The 16,541-nt window shown below is 72.3% G+C and carries 13 protein-coding genes; all 13 read right to left on the bottom strand.

Annotated features, from left to right (window positions below; all coding sequences use genetic code 11):
* Nucleotides 1-70 precede the first annotated feature (70 nt).
* The 13 genes from ABG085_RS02855 to ABG085_RS02795 all read right to left on the bottom strand — a co-directional run bounded on the left by ABG085_RS02855 (nucleotide 71) and on the right by ABG085_RS02795 (nucleotide 16,524).
* A complete protein-coding gene (locus tag ABG085_RS02855; RefSeq protein ID WP_347977939.1) occupies nucleotides 71-1,630 on the bottom strand; it encodes an SLC13 family permease in 1,560 nt (519 codons plus the stop codon).
* Between the two features lie 235 nt (nucleotides 1,631-1,865).
* Complete coding sequence (locus ABG085_RS02850; protein WP_347977938.1) at nucleotides 1,866-3,983, bottom strand: NAD(P)-binding protein; 2,118 nt, start codon at nucleotides 3,981-3,983, stop codon at nucleotides 1,866-1,868.
* Nucleotides 3,984-4,140: 157 nt separating this feature from the next.
* Entirely contained in the window at nucleotides 4,141-5,301 is a 1,161-nt protein-coding gene (locus ABG085_RS02845; protein WP_347977937.1) for a cystathionine gamma-synthase, read from the bottom strand.
* Nucleotides 5,298-6,476, bottom strand: coding sequence for a pyridoxal-phosphate dependent enzyme (locus ABG085_RS02840; protein ID WP_347977936.1), 1,179 nt, complete (start codon nucleotides 6,474-6,476; stop codon nucleotides 5,298-5,300). Before ABG085_RS02840 ends, ABG085_RS02845 begins: the two co-directional genes overlap by 4 nt.
* A gap of 182 nt (nucleotides 6,477-6,658) precedes the next feature.
* Nucleotides 6,659-7,234 (bottom strand): FMN reductase, encoded by a 576-nt coding sequence (gene msuE / locus ABG085_RS02835; RefSeq protein WP_347977935.1) that lies wholly within the window; start codon nucleotides 7,232-7,234, stop codon nucleotides 6,659-6,661.
* Nucleotides 7,234-7,860, bottom strand: a complete 627-nt coding sequence (locus tag ABG085_RS02830; RefSeq protein ID WP_347977934.1) for an alkylhydroperoxidase domain protein — start codon at nucleotides 7,858-7,860, stop codon at nucleotides 7,234-7,236. The genes msuE and ABG085_RS02830 overlap by 1 nt, the downstream gene beginning before the upstream one ends.
* Complete coding sequence (locus ABG085_RS02825) at nucleotides 7,857-8,465, bottom strand: CMD domain protein (RefSeq protein WP_347977933.1); 609 nt, start codon at nucleotides 8,463-8,465, stop codon at nucleotides 7,857-7,859. Before ABG085_RS02825 ends, ABG085_RS02830 begins: the two co-directional genes overlap by 4 nt.
* Nucleotides 8,462-9,559 carry a putative FMN-dependent luciferase-like monooxygenase gene (locus ABG085_RS02820; RefSeq protein WP_347977932.1) on the bottom strand — a complete coding sequence of 366 codons (1,098 nt, stop codon included), beginning with the start codon at nucleotides 9,557-9,559 and terminating at the stop codon, nucleotides 8,462-8,464. Before ABG085_RS02820 ends, ABG085_RS02825 begins: the two co-directional genes overlap by 4 nt.
* On the bottom strand, nucleotides 9,556-11,208 hold the full coding sequence (locus ABG085_RS02815; protein ID WP_347977931.1) for an ABC transporter ATP-binding protein: 1,653 nt from the start codon (nucleotides 11,206-11,208) through the stop codon (nucleotides 9,556-9,558). The genes ABG085_RS02820 and ABG085_RS02815 overlap by 4 nt, the downstream gene beginning before the upstream one ends.
* Nucleotides 11,205-12,164, bottom strand: a complete 960-nt coding sequence (locus tag ABG085_RS02810) for an ABC transporter permease (RefSeq protein ID WP_347977930.1) — start codon at nucleotides 12,162-12,164, stop codon at nucleotides 11,205-11,207. Before ABG085_RS02810 ends, ABG085_RS02815 begins: the two co-directional genes overlap by 4 nt.
* A complete protein-coding gene (locus ABG085_RS02805) occupies nucleotides 12,161-13,138 on the bottom strand; it encodes an ABC transporter permease (protein WP_347977929.1) in 978 nt (325 codons plus the stop codon). The genes ABG085_RS02810 and ABG085_RS02805 overlap by 4 nt, the downstream gene beginning before the upstream one ends.
* 18 nt (nucleotides 13,139-13,156) lie before the next feature.
* Nucleotides 13,157-14,800: a TIGR04028 family ABC transporter substrate-binding protein gene (locus tag ABG085_RS02800; RefSeq protein WP_347977928.1), complete on the bottom strand. Its 1,644-nt coding sequence runs from the start codon at nucleotides 14,798-14,800 to the stop codon at nucleotides 13,157-13,159.
* Between the two features lie 344 nt (nucleotides 14,801-15,144).
* Nucleotides 15,145-16,524, bottom strand: coding sequence for an NtaA/DmoA family FMN-dependent monooxygenase (locus ABG085_RS02795; protein WP_347977927.1), 1,380 nt, complete (start codon nucleotides 16,522-16,524; stop codon nucleotides 15,145-15,147).
* Between the last annotated feature and the right edge of the window lie 17 nt (nucleotides 16,525-16,541).

Here is a 16,541-nt window from a genome sequence, read left to right as displayed (position 1 = left end):
GAGTGCGCCTCGTGATGGCGGGTCTTGGCGAGTCGCCGAGAACGGCACCCCGCAAGACAGGACGTACCGGTCAGAACGGCCAGACGAGCGGAACGTAGAAGACGGCGACGGCGAGGAAGAACAGCGCGAGCGGCAGCCCGAGCTTCCAGTAGTCGCCGAACCGGTACCCCGCCGGCTCCATCACCATGAGGTTCGCGGGCGTCGCGATCGGCGTCAGGAACGCAGCAGCACCGGCGACGGCGAGCGCCATCATGAAGGGCTGCACCGACACATCGAGTGCCCGTGCGACCGAGATGGCGATCGGCGCAACGATGAGCACCGTCGCCGTGTTGCTGATCAGCTGGCCGAGCACGACGGTGATCCCGCACAGGGCGAGCAGTGCGACATGGGGACCGGCGCCGCCGAGCATGGACAGCATGCCGTCGGCCACGAGGTCGGCCGTGCCGGTGCTGATGAAGGCCGTCGACAGCGGGATCATCCCCGCGATGAGCACGACGGTCGTCCACGAGATCGCGTGATACGCCGCCGTCACCGTGACCGTGCGGGAGAGGACGAGGGCGCACGCCGCGAGCAGTGCGGCGACCGCCGGCGGCACGAGCCCCGTGGCGAGCAGCACGATCATCGCGAGCAGGATGCCGATCGCCCGCTTCGCGCCGCGCCCGAGGGGCACCGACCGACGCAGCTGTGCCGGGTCGTCGACCACCAGCACCGAGGGGTCCTGCGTCCGCCGGGTCAGGTCATCCCACGCTCCCTGGAGCAGCAGGGCATCGCCGGACTGGACGATGAACTCGGTGCCCTTGAGGTGCTCGTCGCCGCGCCGCGCCGCCAGCACGACGAGGTCGCCGTCGGGCGTCGTCATGCCCGCGCAGACGCGCGTGCCGATCAGCGGCGAGCGCGGCGCCACCACGACCTCGGTCACTCCGGTGTTCGGGCCGAGGAGCATGCCGGTGTCGAGCGTCAGCGAATACTGCTGACGCAGCATGCGCGCGTGCCGCACCAGGTCGACGGGCATGATCGCGCCCTTCCGCTCCGGCACCAGCCGGCCGCCGAGCAGCAGGATCACGAGGGTGCCGAGCAGCACCGGGATGCCGACGAGCGCGAACTCGAAGAACCCGAACTCCCGTCCCCCGGCGCCGGCGGCGAACTCCGACACGATGATGTTGACCGGGGTTCCGGTGAGCAGCAGGAGCGAGCCCGCGGAGGCCGCGAAGGCGAGCGGCATCAGCAGTTTCGACGAGGCGATGCCCGCACGGGCTGCGACCACGACGACGAGCGGGAGCAGCGCCGCGACGGCGCCGTTGATGCTGATGAGCGCCGTCAGCCCCGCCACCAGCAGGGCGGTCACGAGGACGAGCGTGGTGCGCTTCGTGCCGGCGCGGCCGATCACCTTCTGCCCTGCCCACGCGGTGACGCCGGTCGCATCCAGCGATTCGCTCACCACGAACAGCGCGGCGATGAACACCACGGTCGGATCGCCGAACCCCGCGAGCGCCTGGGGCAGCGTCAGCACGCCCGTGAAGTAGAGCGCCAGCGCGACGCCGATGGCGACGATCCCGATCGGCACGCGGTTGCTCACGAACGCGATCACCGCCAGCACCAGGATGACGAGTGTTGCGGTGACGGGGTCCACGGCCCCAGCGTAGCCACCGCCCTCACGACGCCGCCTCCGGCTCCGCCTCCGCGGCTCCGCCTCCGCGGCTCCGCCTCCGCGGCGCGCCGCCTTGGCAAGGCCGCCTCCCGACCGCCGTGCGGTGAATCGCTTCACTTGCGCTGAACGTACGCGCCCCGGTGCGATCCGTGTACGTTCAGCGCAAGTGAACCCCTCGGAGTTCGCAGGCGTGAGAACGAATGGAGGCCACGGAAGATCAGCCGCGGAGGACCGCCAGCCCTGCGACGTCGTAGGCGAGCTCGACCGCTTCGAAGATCGCCGCGTCGATGGTGCGGGGGGCGAAGGCGTCGCCGATCACGACGACCCGCGGCGCGGCTGCGCCGACGCGCCCGGAGGCTCCAGGCGCAGCGCCGGCGACGCCCGGAAGAGGCGCGGGGAGAGTGTCCGCCGTGAGCCCCGGGATGCCGACCGCCGCTCGCGGCTCGATCGCGACCACGGCGTCGACGCCCGGGATCATCTCGACGGCACCGGTGAGCGTGTCGCGCACCGTCACCGCGCCGGGCTCGATCGCCTCCACCCGGTGTGCCGGGCGTCGCCGGAAGCCGCCGTGCGCCCCCAGGCGCTCGAGCAGCAGGGGACGGTCGTACCCGGCGCCGATGTGCGGGAACACCGTCTCGAAGGGCGTGATGAGCTCGAGCTCGTCGACGCGCTCGAGGAGCGTCAGCACGACCCCGGCGGCGTACGCCGTGCCGTCGGCATCCACGATCGCGATCCGCCGTCCGAGCGGCGCCCTGCCCGCCTCCGGCGACACCGCGGCGAAGGCGTCGATGGTGCCCGCGGCGGGGAAACCGCCGGCGTACGCGCCGCCCAGCGCGAGCGACGTGCTCGCCGGTGCCACGGCGCCGGTGGCGACCACGATGCCGTCCGCCGCTTCGCTGCGCAGCGTCTCGGCGGTGACATCGACGCCGAGACGCACCTCGACGCCCGCCGCGGCGAGGTCCCGCGCGAGGTCGTCGACGAGCAGGCCGACGCTCTCGCGCCCCGTCACGCGGCGAGCGAGCCGCAGCTGGCCGCCGAGCTCCTGCGCCCGTTCGATCAGGGTCACGGCGTGGCCGTCGGTCGCGAGCTCGACGGCGGCGCGCATGCCGGCCGGTCCGCCCCCGACCACGATCCACCGCTGCGACGACGCCGCGCGCGGCCGCTCGCCGCGTTCGAGCTCGCGTCCGGCGAGCGGGTTCACCGTGCACGACATCGCGAGTCCCCGACTGCCCCGGCCGAGGCATCCCTGATTCAGCCGGATGCAGTGACGGATGCCGCGCTCGGCGCCGTCGACCGGCTCGAGCCCGATCAGCTTGCGGCCGAGGTCGGGGTCGGCGATCTGCGCACGGGTGAGCGCCACCATGTCGGCGATGCCCGAGGCGACGACCTCTTCCGCCTCTTCGACCGAGCGCGCGGCGCCGACGCCGAACACCGGCACATCGGGGTTCGCGGCCTTCACCGCCGCCACGTCGTCGCGGAGCCACGCGTAGGGCATCGGCGAGGACGGGAAGATGTAGTGGACGTTGTGGTAGCCGCCGGCGGCGAGGTCGAGGAAGTCGATGCGCGCCTCGGCCCGCAGCCGCGCGATGATCTCGCGCATGCCGGCGCCGTCGATGCCGTCGGGGTGGAATTCGTTCGCGACGATGCGGATACCCACGGTGAAGTCGTCGCCCACCCGCTCCCGCACCGCGCGCAGCACCTCGCGCGGGAACCGCGTGCGTCCCTCGAGGTCGCCGCCGTCCTCGCCGGCGCCATATTCATCCGTACGGGCGTTGTAGAGCGGCGAGAGGAACTGGTGCAGCAGATAGCCGTGCGCCATGTGGATCTCGACGCCGTCGAACCCGCCGTTCCGCGCGTTCTCGGCCGACAGCGCCCAGCCCTCGACGAGCGCCGCGATGTCGGCGCGGTCCATCTCGCGGGTGGCGTGCGCGGTCGACGGCGAGAGCACGCGCGACGGGGCGTACACCGCACGCGGACCGTCGGGCCCGTCGGGCTGGGCCTGCGCGCCGTGGTGGTTGAGCTGGACGAAGATCTTCGCGCCCGCCTCGTGCACGGCATCCGTCATCCGCTTCGACGCGGCGACGCCCTCGGCGCGGTAGGCGTCCTCGAATCCGCGGATCGACCCGGTCGGATGCACGAAGTGGTTGCCGGCGACGAACAGCCCGCACCCGCCGCGCACCCGGCGCACGTAGTACGCCGTCTCGCGGTCGGACTCGACGCGGTCGGAGTACTGCTTCGAGTGCGCCGTCTGCATGATGCGGTTCGGCACCGTGACCGCGCCGATGCGCAGCGGCTCCGCGAGGACGGACGAACGGATGCCGGGGCTCGCGGTCATGCCCCCGAGCCTAGGACCCCGCGTGCCACCGGCCCCCGCGCGGCTCTCCCCTCGTGTTCACTTGCGCTATACGTACGCCGCGCCCGCCGTTTCGCGTACATATAGCGCAAGTGAACGGGTGGCTACGGGCGCCGCGGGTGCCGCGCGCGACCGTGGGTCAGAGGCCGGCGAGGGCCTGGTCGAGGTCGGCGAGGAGGTCGGCGGCCGACTCGATGCCGACCGACAGTCGCACCACCTCGGGCGGGACGGCGAGCTCTGTGCCGCGGACCGACGCGTGCGTCATCTCGTCCGGGTAGTTCATGAGCGACTCGACCCCGCCGAGCGACTCGGCGAGCTGGAACAGCCGCGTCGATTCGGCGAAGCGGCGAGCGGCTGCGGCATCCGCCAACGCCACCGAGACGATCCCGCCGAAGCGGCTCATCTGCGCGGCGGCGAGCTCGTGCCCGGGATGCGACGGCAGGCCGGGGTAGTACACCCGGGCGACGCGGTCGTGCGAGGACAAGAACTCCGCCACGGCCTGGGCGTTCTCGCTGTGACGCTGCATGCGAAGGGCGAGCGTCTTGATGCCGCGCGTCGTCAGCCACGCGTCGAGCGGGCCCGAGACTGCGCCGACGGCGAACTGCAGGAACTTCGCCTCACCGTAGAGGGCCTCGTCGTTCAGCACCAGGGCGCCGCCGACGACGTCGGAATGCCCGCCGAGGTACTTGGTCGTCGAGTGCACCACCACGTCGGCGCCGAAGGCGAGCGGCTGCTGCAGAGCGGGCGACGCGAACGTGTTGTCGACGACGACGAGCGCGCCGGCGTCGTGCCCGAGCCGCGCGAGGCCCGCGATGTCGGTGATGCGCAGCAGCGGGTTGCTCGGCGTCTCGACCCACACGATGCGCGCCGGGCGCTCCTCGAGGGCCGCGCGCACGGCGTCGAGGTCGCTCATGTCGACGACGCGCACGCCGATGCCCCACCCGCCCAGCACACGGGCGATGAGGCGATACGTGCCGCCGTAGACGTCGCTGCCGAGCAGCACCTCGTCGCCCGGCTCGAGCGCCGCGCGCAGCAGTGCGTCCTCGGCGGCGAGTCCCGACGCGAACGACAGCGCGTGCGCACCCCCCTCGAGCGCGGCGAGCTGCGTCTCGAGCGCCGTGCGGGTCGGGTTGCCGCTGCGGCCGTACTCGTAGCCCTCGCGGAGCCCGCCGATGCCGTCCTGCGCGTACGTGGTGGAAAAGTGCACCGGCGGGATCACGGCCCCGGTGGTCGGGTCGAACGCCTGCCCGGCGTGCACCGCGCGGGTCTCGAAACCGTGGTCGTGCGTGGGCTCGGTCATGCGGGTGCTCCTTCGTCGGGAATGGTTCCGGATGCCTCGGGGCCCAGGTGTGCGCCGCGCGCAGGCGATTCGTCTCGCTCGCGGTCCCTGAGCCCGTCGAAGGGCGCTCGCTCAACGACCGGGACCTCCACGGGAGCCTCGGCGCCGGAGTGTGCGCCGGGTGCAGGCGTTTCGTCTCGCTCGTTCCTCGCTCGCTCAACGACCGGAGGTTCGGCGCGGCTCACCTCGAAGCCGTGGTCACGCATCCAGTCGTCGTCGTAGAAGCGGTTGAGGTAGCCGCGCCCATGGTCGGGCAGCAGCACGACGACCACCGCGTCGGCGGGTAGATCGCGGGCCGTCCGCAGCGCCGCGACGACCGCCATCCCGCTCGATCCGCCCACCAGCAGGCCTTCTTCGCGCGCGAGGCGACGGCTCATCTCGAAGGTCTCCGCGTCACCGACGCGGTGGATCTCGTCGGGCACCTCCGGGTCATAGCTGTCGGGCCAGAAGTCCTCGCCGACGCCCTCGACGAGGTATCCGTGCAGCGGACCGCCCGAGTAGATGGACCCCTCGGGGTCGGCGCCGATCACGCGCACCGCGCCGCCCGACACCTCGTGCAGGTAGCGGCCCGTGCCGGTGATCGTGCCGCCGGTGCCGATGCCCGCGACGAAGTGCGTCACCCGGCCGTCGGTGTCGCGCCAGATCTCCGGCCCCGTCGTCTCGTAGTGGCTCAGCGGCCCGTTCGGGTTCGCGAACTGGTTCGGCTTGAACGCCCCCGGAATCTCGCGGACGAGCCGGTCGGAGACGCTGTAGTACGAGCGGGGGTCTTCGGGCGGCACGCTCGTGTCGGTCACCACGACCTCGGCGCCGTAGGCCCGCAGCACGTCGACCTTCGCACCCGCGAACTTGTCGGGCACGACGAAGATCATGCGATACCCGCGCTGCACCGCGACGAGGGCGAGCCCCACGCCGGTGTTGCCGCTCGTGGGCTCGACGATCGTGCCGCCGGGCATGAGCTTCCCGTCGCGCTCGGCGGCGTCGATGATGCGGCGCGCGATGCGGTCCTTGGCGGAACCGCCGGGATTGAAGTACTCGACCTTCGCGAGCACCGTCGCGGCGATGCCCTCGGTGACTCGGGTCAGCTGGACGAGGGGGGTGTTGCCGACGAGGTCGGCGACGCTCTGGGCGTAGTGCACGATGAGTTCCTGTGGTGTTGCCGCGCAGGAGCGCGGAGGTTGTCGGGGTCGCGGGGGCCTGCGCGAAGCGAACGCTTCAGCAGCAGGGGCGACAACACCGACAGGTCAACACGGGCGCCAGTCTAGACGCTCACCGTGGCGGCGTCGAGGAATGTCCTCGACGCCGCCGCCTGCCATCCCGGTCACCAGGTCGTGACGTACTCCGACCTGCGGACGAGCGTGGCGTGCTCGACGAGCGGCAGGGACCGGTCGACGGCCTGCACCACGCGGCGGCTGATCTCGGGCGAGGTCACGCCGTCGTTCGCGAAGTCGCTGCTCGACGCGTACACGCCGATCGGCAGCGTGAGCGCCTGGAAGAAGCCGAACAGCGGTCGCAGCTGGTGTTCGATGATCAGCGCATGGCGTTCGCCGCCGCCCGTTGCGGCGAGCAGCACCGGCGTGCCCACGAGGTCGTACTGGCCCACGAAGTCGAACAGGTGCTTGAACAGCCCGGTGAACGACGCCCGGTAGACGGGCGAAGCCACCACGAGGAAGTCGGCCGACTCGATCAGCTGCAGCGCCTCCTCCACCGCGGGAGCGACCTGGTCGCGGCGCAGCGCACCGGCGAAGCCGGGCCCGAGCGCCGCGATCTCGATCAGCGTCGACTCGATCTCGATGCGGAAGCCGACCTCGGCGAGGATCGCGCGCACGAGCTCCGTCGTGCGGCTCGGCTCGTGGAGAGAGCCCGAGACGCCGACGACCCTCAGCGGACGACTCATCACGCGCCTTCGTGGGGCGGCGCGACCGGCCGCCCGATCGACAGCATGAGCCGGTTCGCCCAGTTGAAGAAGGCGGCGCCGTGCACGACGTCGGCGATCTCGAGCTCGTCGAGGCCGGCAGCGCGCAGCCGCTCGACATGGGCCGGGTCGAACGCGAGCGGCGTCGCGGTGAGTGCGGCCGCGGCGGCCACGATCGCGTTCCACCGCTCGCCGAGCTCGGCGCCGACGCCGTCCGCGAGGAGCAGATCGACCTGCTCGGGCGCCTTCGAGTGGTGCGCCGCGAAGCGCGCGTGCACCGAGGCGCAGAAGACGCAGCCGTTCACCCGGGACGCCGCGGTCGCGGCGAGTTCGCGCTCCGCGCGCGGCAGGCCCTCGGCGGTGTTGTAGAAGATGTCCTTGTCGACGAGCGTGCGTGCGCGCAGGATCTCGGGATCGCGCGCCAGCAGCCGGAAGTAGTCGCTGCCGGCGCGCTGGCGGTCGACGAGCCCGTCGTAGTGACGCTCGGTGAGTTCGTCGACCGGCAGGGGCTCGAGCCATGGCAGCCAGCCCACCTCCGCCCGCGTGAACCCGTGCGGGTGGGCCTCGTCGTGGACGAGGACGGCGGCTGCGGTGGACGTGCCGGTCATGCGGAGACCTCCTGGGATGAGCGGATGGCGCGGAGCCCGGCGGCCACGCGCTGCTGGAAGGCGAGGAACGACACCAGCTGCGACAGCGTGACGATGCCGTCGGGACTCCAGCCGGCTTCGAGCAGCCGGTGCTGGTCGGCGTCGTCCGCCTCCCGCGGCCGGAAGGTGAGCAGGTGCGCATGGACGAGCGCGGCGGTCACGCGGTCGCCCAGCGCGTCGCGGACGTCGGCGCCCGGCGCGTAGCGGCGGCCATCGCTGCTCTCCGCGCGCAGGCCCTCCTCGCGGTACGCGCCGAAGGGTCCGGCGGTCGCTGCGGCGGATGCCTCGGCCAGCACGACGGCGGCCCTTCCGGCGTCGGCGCGGCGCGCGGCATCCGCGTAGAAGCGTGCCGTGGCGTCGTCGGCGGTCGAGCGGGTCGCGAACGCGGCGACGAGCAGGCGGTCCGCCACGGGGAACGCCGTGTCGTCGACCGGGGCGAAGAGCGCGTCGTGGCTCGCCTGCAGCTGCTCACGGGTGACGGGGCGCCGGCGGCGCAGCTCGTCGAGCGCGTCGCCCTCCTGCACGCCGACGAGCTCGTCGACGACGTCGATGGTCGCGGTGGTCATGGGGTCTCCTTTCCGAGACGGCCGAGTGGTTCGAAGGAGCGGTCGCGCGCACCCCAGCCGAGTGCGGGCGCGACGTCCGTGGCGAAGAGCTCGATGGAGCGCAGCACGAAGTCGTGCGGGGCATCCACCGAGTGCACCTGGAACGCGACCTCTGTCGCGCGGGCGAGGGTGGAGTCGGTGGCGAGCGAGGCCACCACCTCCTCGGGGGTTCCGAGGTGGGTGTCGGTCGCGGCGATGAGCTCGTCGAGCGTGTCGTCCGGGAGGCGGTGGCCCGACCGGCGCAGGCCCTCGGCGGCCCGGCGCAGTCCCCGCTCGGCGAACCGCAGCGCGTCGGCGCGGTCGTCGGCGACGAAGACGGTGCGGGATGCCGTGACCCGGGGTGCGACGCCCGCCGGCAGCGCGTCGACGTAGGCGTCGATGATCGGATGCTGCAGCTCGGCGAGCGTCGCGTCCGGCGCCTCGGCGGATCGGGGCTGGGTGCGCGACAGCAGGAGGCCGTGACCGTGGCGTCCGGCCCGCGTGCCGCCCGCCGGCGAGAAGGTCGCCTGCCATACGCGCGCACCCAGCGGCGCGCGGGACGTGGCGGTGGGGATCACCTCCGACGGATCGGGGTACAGCGTGTTGCCACCGCCGATCTCGCGACCGGCGAGCGCGTCGAGCAGCACGTCCAGCTTCTCGTCGTAGACGACGGCCTTGGCGGCGACATCCTGCCCGAACGGCACGAACGACGACGGCGTCCCGCCGCTGCCGAGACCGAGGTCGATGCGCCCGCCCGAGAGCAGGTCGGCGACGACGGCGTCTTCGGCGACCCGGATCGGGTCTTCGAGGGGCAGCGTGACGACGCCGGTGCCGAGGCGGATCTCACTCGTCGCCGCTGCCACGTGCGCGAGGAAGACGAACGGCGCCGGCAGCCCGCCCTCGGCAGCACGGAAGTGGTGCTGCGCCACCCACGCGCGCCCGATGCCGAACCGCTCGGCGTGCCGGATCTGGTCGGTCGCGAGGCGGTACCTCTCGGCGGCGGGCGCCCCGTCGATCAGGCCGGGCGCGGCGGCGTCGAGCAGGCGGGTGAAGAAGGCGAGTGACGGCACGCTCATGCGGCGACCTCCGATCGTCCGGGCACGGCTGCCAGCAGCTCGCGCGTGTAGTCGTGGGTGGGGGCGGTGAAGATGTCCTCGGTGCTGCCGGCCTCGACGATCCGGCCGCGGCGCATGACCGACACCGAATGGCTGATGCGGCGCACCACGGCGAGATCGTGCGAGATGAACAGGTACGTGAGGCCCAGCTCGTGCTGGAGCGACTCGAGCAGTTCGAGGATCCGCGCCTGCACGGTCACGTCGAGCGCCGACACCGCCTCGTCGAGCACGACCACGTCGGGCCGGATGGCCAGCGCCCGGGCGATCGCGACGCGCTGGCGCTGCCCGCCCGAAAGCTCGCGCGGCGACCGCTCGAGCACGTCGGCGGGGAGGGCGACCCGGTCGATGAGCTCGGCGGCGCGCGCCGTGCGTGCGGCGCGGCTGCCCGCGCGGAAGTTTTGCAGCGGCTCGGCCACGATCTGCGCGACGCTCTGCCGCGGATCGAGCGACGAGAACGGGTTCTGGTAGACGAGCTGGATCCGCTGCCGCAGGCGGCGCAGGGCTTCGCCGCGGAGGCCCGCGATGTCGGCGAGCTCCCCGGTGGGGCCGGCGAGCTCGATGCGTCCCGCGTCCGGCTGCAGGAATCTCGTGACGAGTCGCGCGGTGGTGGTCTTGCCCGACCCGGATTCCCCCACCAGCGCGTGCGTCGTGCCGCGGCGCACCTGGAACGACACGTCGTCCACCGCCCGGAACGCCTCCCTGCCTCGGCCATGCACGGCGAACTCCTTCACGAGCCCCACGGCGGCGATCGCATAGGGGTTCTCGCCGGCGGCGGCCGCGGCATCCCGCAGGAAGAGCGGCGGCGCCGGCCGTCGGAAGCCCTGCGTCGCCAGGGCGGGCGCGTCGGCCAGCAGCTGCCGCGTGTACGGATCGGACGGGGACGACAGGATGCCGCTGCTCGGCCCCTGCTCGACGACCCGGCCCTGGTTGAGCACGACGATGCGCTGCGCGCGGTCGGCCGCCACGCCCAGGTCGTGGGTGACCAGGAGCACCGACGTGCCCTCTTCGCGGCGCAGGTCGTCGATGAGGTCGAGGATCCGCCGCTGCACCGTCACGTCGAGAGCGCTGGTGGGCTCGTCGGCGATGATGAGGCGCGGTCGCAGTGCGATCGCGGTGGCGATGAGCACCCGCTGGCGCATGCCGCCCGAGAGCTCGTGCGGGTACTGCCTCGCCCGCAGGGCGGGGTCGTCGAGACCGACCCGGTCGAGCAGCTCGAGCACGCGGGCACGGCGGGTCGCGGCATCCCGTGTTCCATGAAGGCGCAGGATCTCGCCCACCTGCACGCCGATCGGACGCACCGGGTCGAGGGACGACGCCGGATCCTGCGGCACGAGGCCGACCTGCGCCCCGCGCACGGATCGCAGCCGCTTCTGGCCCCACGCGGTGATCTCGACGCCGCCGATCGCGACCGAGCCGCCGTCGACACGACCGCCCTCGGGCAGCAGGCCGATGAGGGCGTGCGCGGTCGTCGACTTGCCGGAGCCCGATTCGCCGACGAGTGCGACGACCTCGCCCTCGCCGACCGTGACGTCCACGCCGTGGACGACTTCTCGGCGGCCGGCGCGGGATTCGTAGGACACCCGGAGGCCCTGCACGTCGAGCACGCTCATCGCGTTCCCCTTCCGATCGACTGGCTGATGCGGTTGGCGCTCAGCACCACCACGAGCACGACGAGTCCCGGCAGCGTGGTCAGCCACCACGCGGTCGCGACGTAGTTGCGCCCCTCGGCGATGAGCAGACCCCACTCGGGCGTCGGAGGCGGCGCCCCGTACCCGAGGAAGCCCAGGGTCGAGATCGCGAGGATCGCGCTGCCGAACTGCAGGGCGGCGAGGCCGACCACGGCGGTCAGCGAGTTGGGCAGCACGTGTCGGCCCAGCACGGCGGCGAAAGTGCCGCCGCTGCCGAACGCCGCCTCGACGTAGTCCGTGCGCCGCACGCGCACCACCTCCGAGCGCGACAGCCGGGCGAACGACGCGACGCTCACGACGCCGACCGCGATGGCCGCGTTGACCGTGCCGAAGCCCAGCAGGATGATGATCGACAGCATCAGCAGAAGCCCCGGGATCGACAGCAGCACGTCGACGAGACGCATCAGCACGTCGTCGATCCACCCGCCGACCGATCCCGCGAGGACGCCGATGACGGTGCCCGCCGCCAGCCCGACGGTGACCGCGATGAGCGCTCCTGAGAGCGAGTGGATCGCGCCGTAGACGACGCGGGCGTAGAGATCGCGCCCGATGGCGTCGGTGCCGAACCAGTGCGCGGCGCTCGGCGGCAGCAGCTTCTCGGCCGGGACGCCGTCGATGGGGTCGTAGGACGTGAACAGCCACGGCACGACCGCCCACAGCACCGCGATCGCGATGACGGCGATCGCGGCGACGAGCGTCCACGACGGACGCCGTCCGCGGGCGAACAGCCGGGCAGCCGACGATCGCCGCTCCGGGAGTGCGTCCAGTGCTCCCGCGTCGCGGGCGACCGGGTCGATGACGGTACCGGATGCCTCGTCCCGCGCGATCGCGGCGGTCGCGGCATCCGGAATCGGGGAAGGAGAGATCTGCGTGCTCATGCGGTCGCCTCCTGCAGCGCGGGGGTGGATGCGGTGCGGCTGGTGCGCGTGCCGCTGCGCAGCCGCGGGTCGAGCACCGGGTACAGCAGGTCGACCACGAGGTTCACGACGACGAACGTCAGCGCGGCCAGCACGACGATGCCCTGGAGCACCGGGATGTCCTGGTTCGCGACGGCCTGCTCGGTCACCCGGCCGATCCCCGGTCGCCCGAACACCGTCTCGGTGACGACCGCCCCGCCGATGAGCTCGCCGAACAGCACGCCGGCGATGGTCAGCGTCGGCAGCAGCGCGTTGCGGGCGACCGACCGCCACAGAACCCATGACGGCGAGGCGCCCTTGGCGCGCACCACGGTCACGAACGGCTGGAGCTGCACGTCGTCGATGCTCCGCACCAGGATCTGCGCCAGCGGCGCCGAGATGGGCACCGCGAGCGTGATCACCGGGAGGATCAGGCCCGCGACGGGGTCGGCCCCGACGATGGGCACCCAGCCGAGGCCGAACGAGAACACCTGGATGAGCAGGATGCCGAGCCAGAACACCGGCACCGCCACGAACACTCCGGGCAGCGCCTGGAGCGCCTGCCGGAGCCACGCGAACGGCGACAGCGTGGACAGGAACGCGATCGCGAAGGCGATCACCGCGGCGAGGGCGAACCCGAGCGTCGCCAGCGCCGCAGTCGGCGGGAGAGCCTCGCCGATGAGCTGGAGCACACCCGTGCCGTACTGCGTCGAGTACCCGAGGTCGCCCTGGGCGTAACCGGTCAGGGTCACCCAGTACTGCTCCCACCACGGCGAGTCGGCGCCGTAGGCGACGCGGATCGACTCGATCTGCTCGGGCGTGAGGCCGAGCTCGGGGTTGTCGTACTTGATCAGGATCGCGTCGCCGGGCAGCAGCTGCAGCAGGATGAAGGTGGCCGTGAAGGCCGCGATCAGCACGATCGCGGCCTGCCCGGCGCGTCGGAGCGCGTAGCTCATGGGTTCGGCTCCTGCGTCCTACTGCTTCTCGTCGAGCCACACGTCGTAGAACAGCGGACGCGCGACCGACTCGAACTCGATGCCCTGCACGTGCGGTGCAGCGCCGTACACCTGCGGCTCCTCGAACAGCGGGATGACGTACGCCTGCTCGGCGAGATAGTCCTGCACGGCCTGCGACGCCGCGACGCGCTCGTCGGGGTCGGGCGTCGAGGCGACGGCCTCGAGCAGGCGGTCGAGCTCGGCGTCGTCCGACAGCAGCGTGTTGCGGTTCTTCGTGTAGTACTGGCTCTTGATGACGTCGAGGTCGGCGCGCCCGACCATCGAGTGGTACAGCGGGGTCTTGAGCGGATCCTTGATGTCTTCGGCGTAGGTGCCGGCATCCGCCGACTTCACGTTCAGCTCGACGCCGATCTTCTTCAGCTGCTGCGAGACGAGCTCGAGCGTCTGCTTCGACAGGGGCTGCGGCTTGGCCTCGTAGACGTCCAGCGAGAGGCGCTGGCCGTCCTTCTCGCGGATGCCGTCGGCGCCGGGCTCCCAGCCCGCGTCGTCGAGCAGCTCTTCGGCCTTCTCCGGATCGTACGCGAACGAGTCGGACTCGTCCTTGTAGCCGAGGGCCGTCGAGCTCAGCGCCGAGGTGGCGCGCGGGTAGTTCTCGGTGAAGATCGTGTCGACGACCTCCTGGCTGTCGACGCCGGCGACGAGGGCCTGACGCACCCGGATGTCGCTCAGCAGCGGGTTCGTGAAGCGCAGGCTCAGTGCGTTGTTCACCCCGCGGGTCTGCGGCGCATACAGGTCGAAGCCCGACGACTCGACCCTCGCCTCATCGAACGCCTGCACGTACCGGATGTAGTCGGCCTGACCCGACAGGAGCGAGCCGATGCGCACGCTGTCTTCGGGCGTGACGATGAGGTGGATCTCGTCGAGGTACGCGCGGCCCTGGTGCTCGAAGCTCGGCGGCGCCCAGTCGTAGTCCTCGCGGGCCTCGAGCGTGAGCTCGGTCCCGAGCTTCTCGTCGGTGATGACGAACGGACCCGAGCCGACGATGTCGACGGCGTTGCCGGCGCCGAGCTCCTCGAGCGAGCGGTCGAGCGTCGCCGGCGAGAGCAGCCCGGAGTTGATGGTCGACGTCGCCTGCAGGAACCCCGGAGCCGGAGCCGAGAAGCGGAACGTCACGGTGTCGGCGTCGACGACCTCGCTGGAGGCGTAGTTGTTGATCGCCTCCGAGATCGTCAGGCCGAGCGCGGGGTTGCCGAGGCCGTAGGTGTCGAAGTTCTTGGCGACGGCGGCCGCGTCGACCGGCGTGCCGTCAGAGAAGGTGACCCCGTCGCGCAGCTCGAAGGTGTACTCGGTGGCGTCGCCGTTCACCGTCCACTCGTCGGCCACCCACGGCTCGATCTCGAGCGTCTCGGGGTTCTGCCACGTCAGGCGCGCGGCGATGTTGTTCACGATGCCGCCGTTCGGGTAGAAGCCGGCCTGCGGCGGGTAGAGATTCGTGTAGGTCTGGTGCTCGAGGTACGTGAGAGCGCCCCCGGTGACCGGATCGCCGGAGGCGGCGGCCGCGTCCTGGGTGGCGGGTTGCGACGAGGCGCAGGCCACGAGGGATGCCGCGGCGACGAGCAGTGCGGCGGCACCGGCGGCGATTCGCGATGCGGGAAGGGACATGGGTTCTCCTGTGGGCTTCGGGTGCGGTCAAGGGGTGCTGGCCACGCTAGGGACCCGGCTCCAGCTCCCGACGGTCGGGCTGTTACGGCCGTTCACCGGACGCAAGCGGGGGTCACGGTCGTTCACACGAGGTAACAAGGGGCCCGCTTCCCGCGGGTCGTCGAGCGGGAGGAGCGAGACGAAACGCCCCCGGTCGTTGAGCGAGCGAAGCGAGAAGAAACGCCCCACCCGGTCGTTGAGCGAGCGAAGCGAGACGAAACGCCTCGGGGTTCCCGCAGGGCTCGAGGCGTTTCGTCTCGCTCGTCCCTCGCTCGCTCAACGACCGGTGGAGGATCCTCGCTCGCTCAGCGACCGGAGGCGACGGGCTCGGGGGCACGGAGGAGCCGCGGGGCAGCCAGCCCCAGGCGCTCCCGCAGGGTCGCGCCGGTGCGGCCGATGAGCCCGCGGCGGCGCAGCTCCGGCACGGCGAGCCCGGTGAATGCTTCGAACTGCGCCGGCTGGAACGCCGACAGCACGTTGAAGCCGTCGGCGGCTCCCGCGTCGCGCCACAGTTCGAAATGGTCGGCGACCGTCGCGGGCCCGCCGACGACGAAGTTCGCAGGCACCGCATGGGCGGCGATGAGGTGCCGCCACGTCACCGGGTGCGCGCCGCCGAGGTCGCGCCCCGTCCGGGCGCGCACCGTCTCGAGGGTGCGCGCCGCGGGCTCGGCGAAGCGGGCGGCGGTCGACGGCGACACGGCGTCGTCGACGGATGCCGCTCGCACGCCGTCGCCCGGCTCGATGCCGGCGACGTCGAGGAACGACGCCAGCGAGCGGTTCGCCGGGAACCCCGCACGCCTGGCGTGGGAAGACACCCCGTCGTCGATGGGCACGAGCAGCAGGAGCCGGTCGACGATCGCGCGGGCTGCGGCATCCGTCTCGGCCACCACCGGCAGCACCGGCACGATCACCTTCAGGTCGTCGGGATCGCGGCCGGCCGCCGCCGCCAGCGCCCGCAGCTCGGCGCGGGTCGCCGCAGCGACCGCCGGGTCGCCCGCCGCGATGAGCGCGAGGTCGGCCTCGGTCGCCGCGAGCGCACGCGAGCGGGGCGAGGTGCCGGCGTGCACGATCGGCGGGTGCGACTGCGGCGGACGCGCGACGTTGAGCGGACCCTCGACGCGCACCTGGGTACCGGCGAAGCTGGCCGGGTGCAGTCCACGGGCATCGATGAGCTCACCGCTGGCAGAGTCGGCGACCCAGGCATCGGCATCCCAGGACTCCCAGAGCAGCCGGAGCGCCCGCACGAACTCCTCGGCGCGGTCGTAGCGCGTCTCGTTGTCGGCGTGCGCGTCGCGTCCGTGGTTGGCGGCCGCCCGCGGCTCGGCGCCGGTGACGAGATTCACGCCCGCGCGACCACCGCTGAGGAGGTCGAGGGATGCCGTGGCCCGCGCGGTGGCGTAGGGGTCGGCGTACGTCGAGTTCACCGTGGCGATGAGCCCGATGCGCTCGGTGACGGCCGCCAGGGAGAGCACCGCGCTCACCGGGTCGATGCGCGCCAGCAGGTAGGGGTCGCGGAACTCCAGGTCGGGACCGGTCGCGAGCCAGTCCCCGAAGAACAGGTAGTCCAGCTCGGCGTCTTCGGCCAGGCGTGCGACCTCGCGGAGGATCGCGGCATCCGTCTGAGGATCCTTGTGCGCTCCCGGGTGGCGCCAGCCCGACGGGTAGGCGCCGAGGGTGCGCACCATGGCGCCGACTATGAGCG

Source organism: Microbacterium sp. ProA8, from assembly GCF_039905635.1.
GTDB lineage: Bacteria > Actinomycetota > Actinomycetes > Actinomycetales > Microbacteriaceae > Microbacterium > Microbacterium chionoecetis.
The sequence above is the reverse complement of the archived record's forward strand: the minus strand, read 5'-3'. Positions and strand labels throughout refer to the sequence as shown.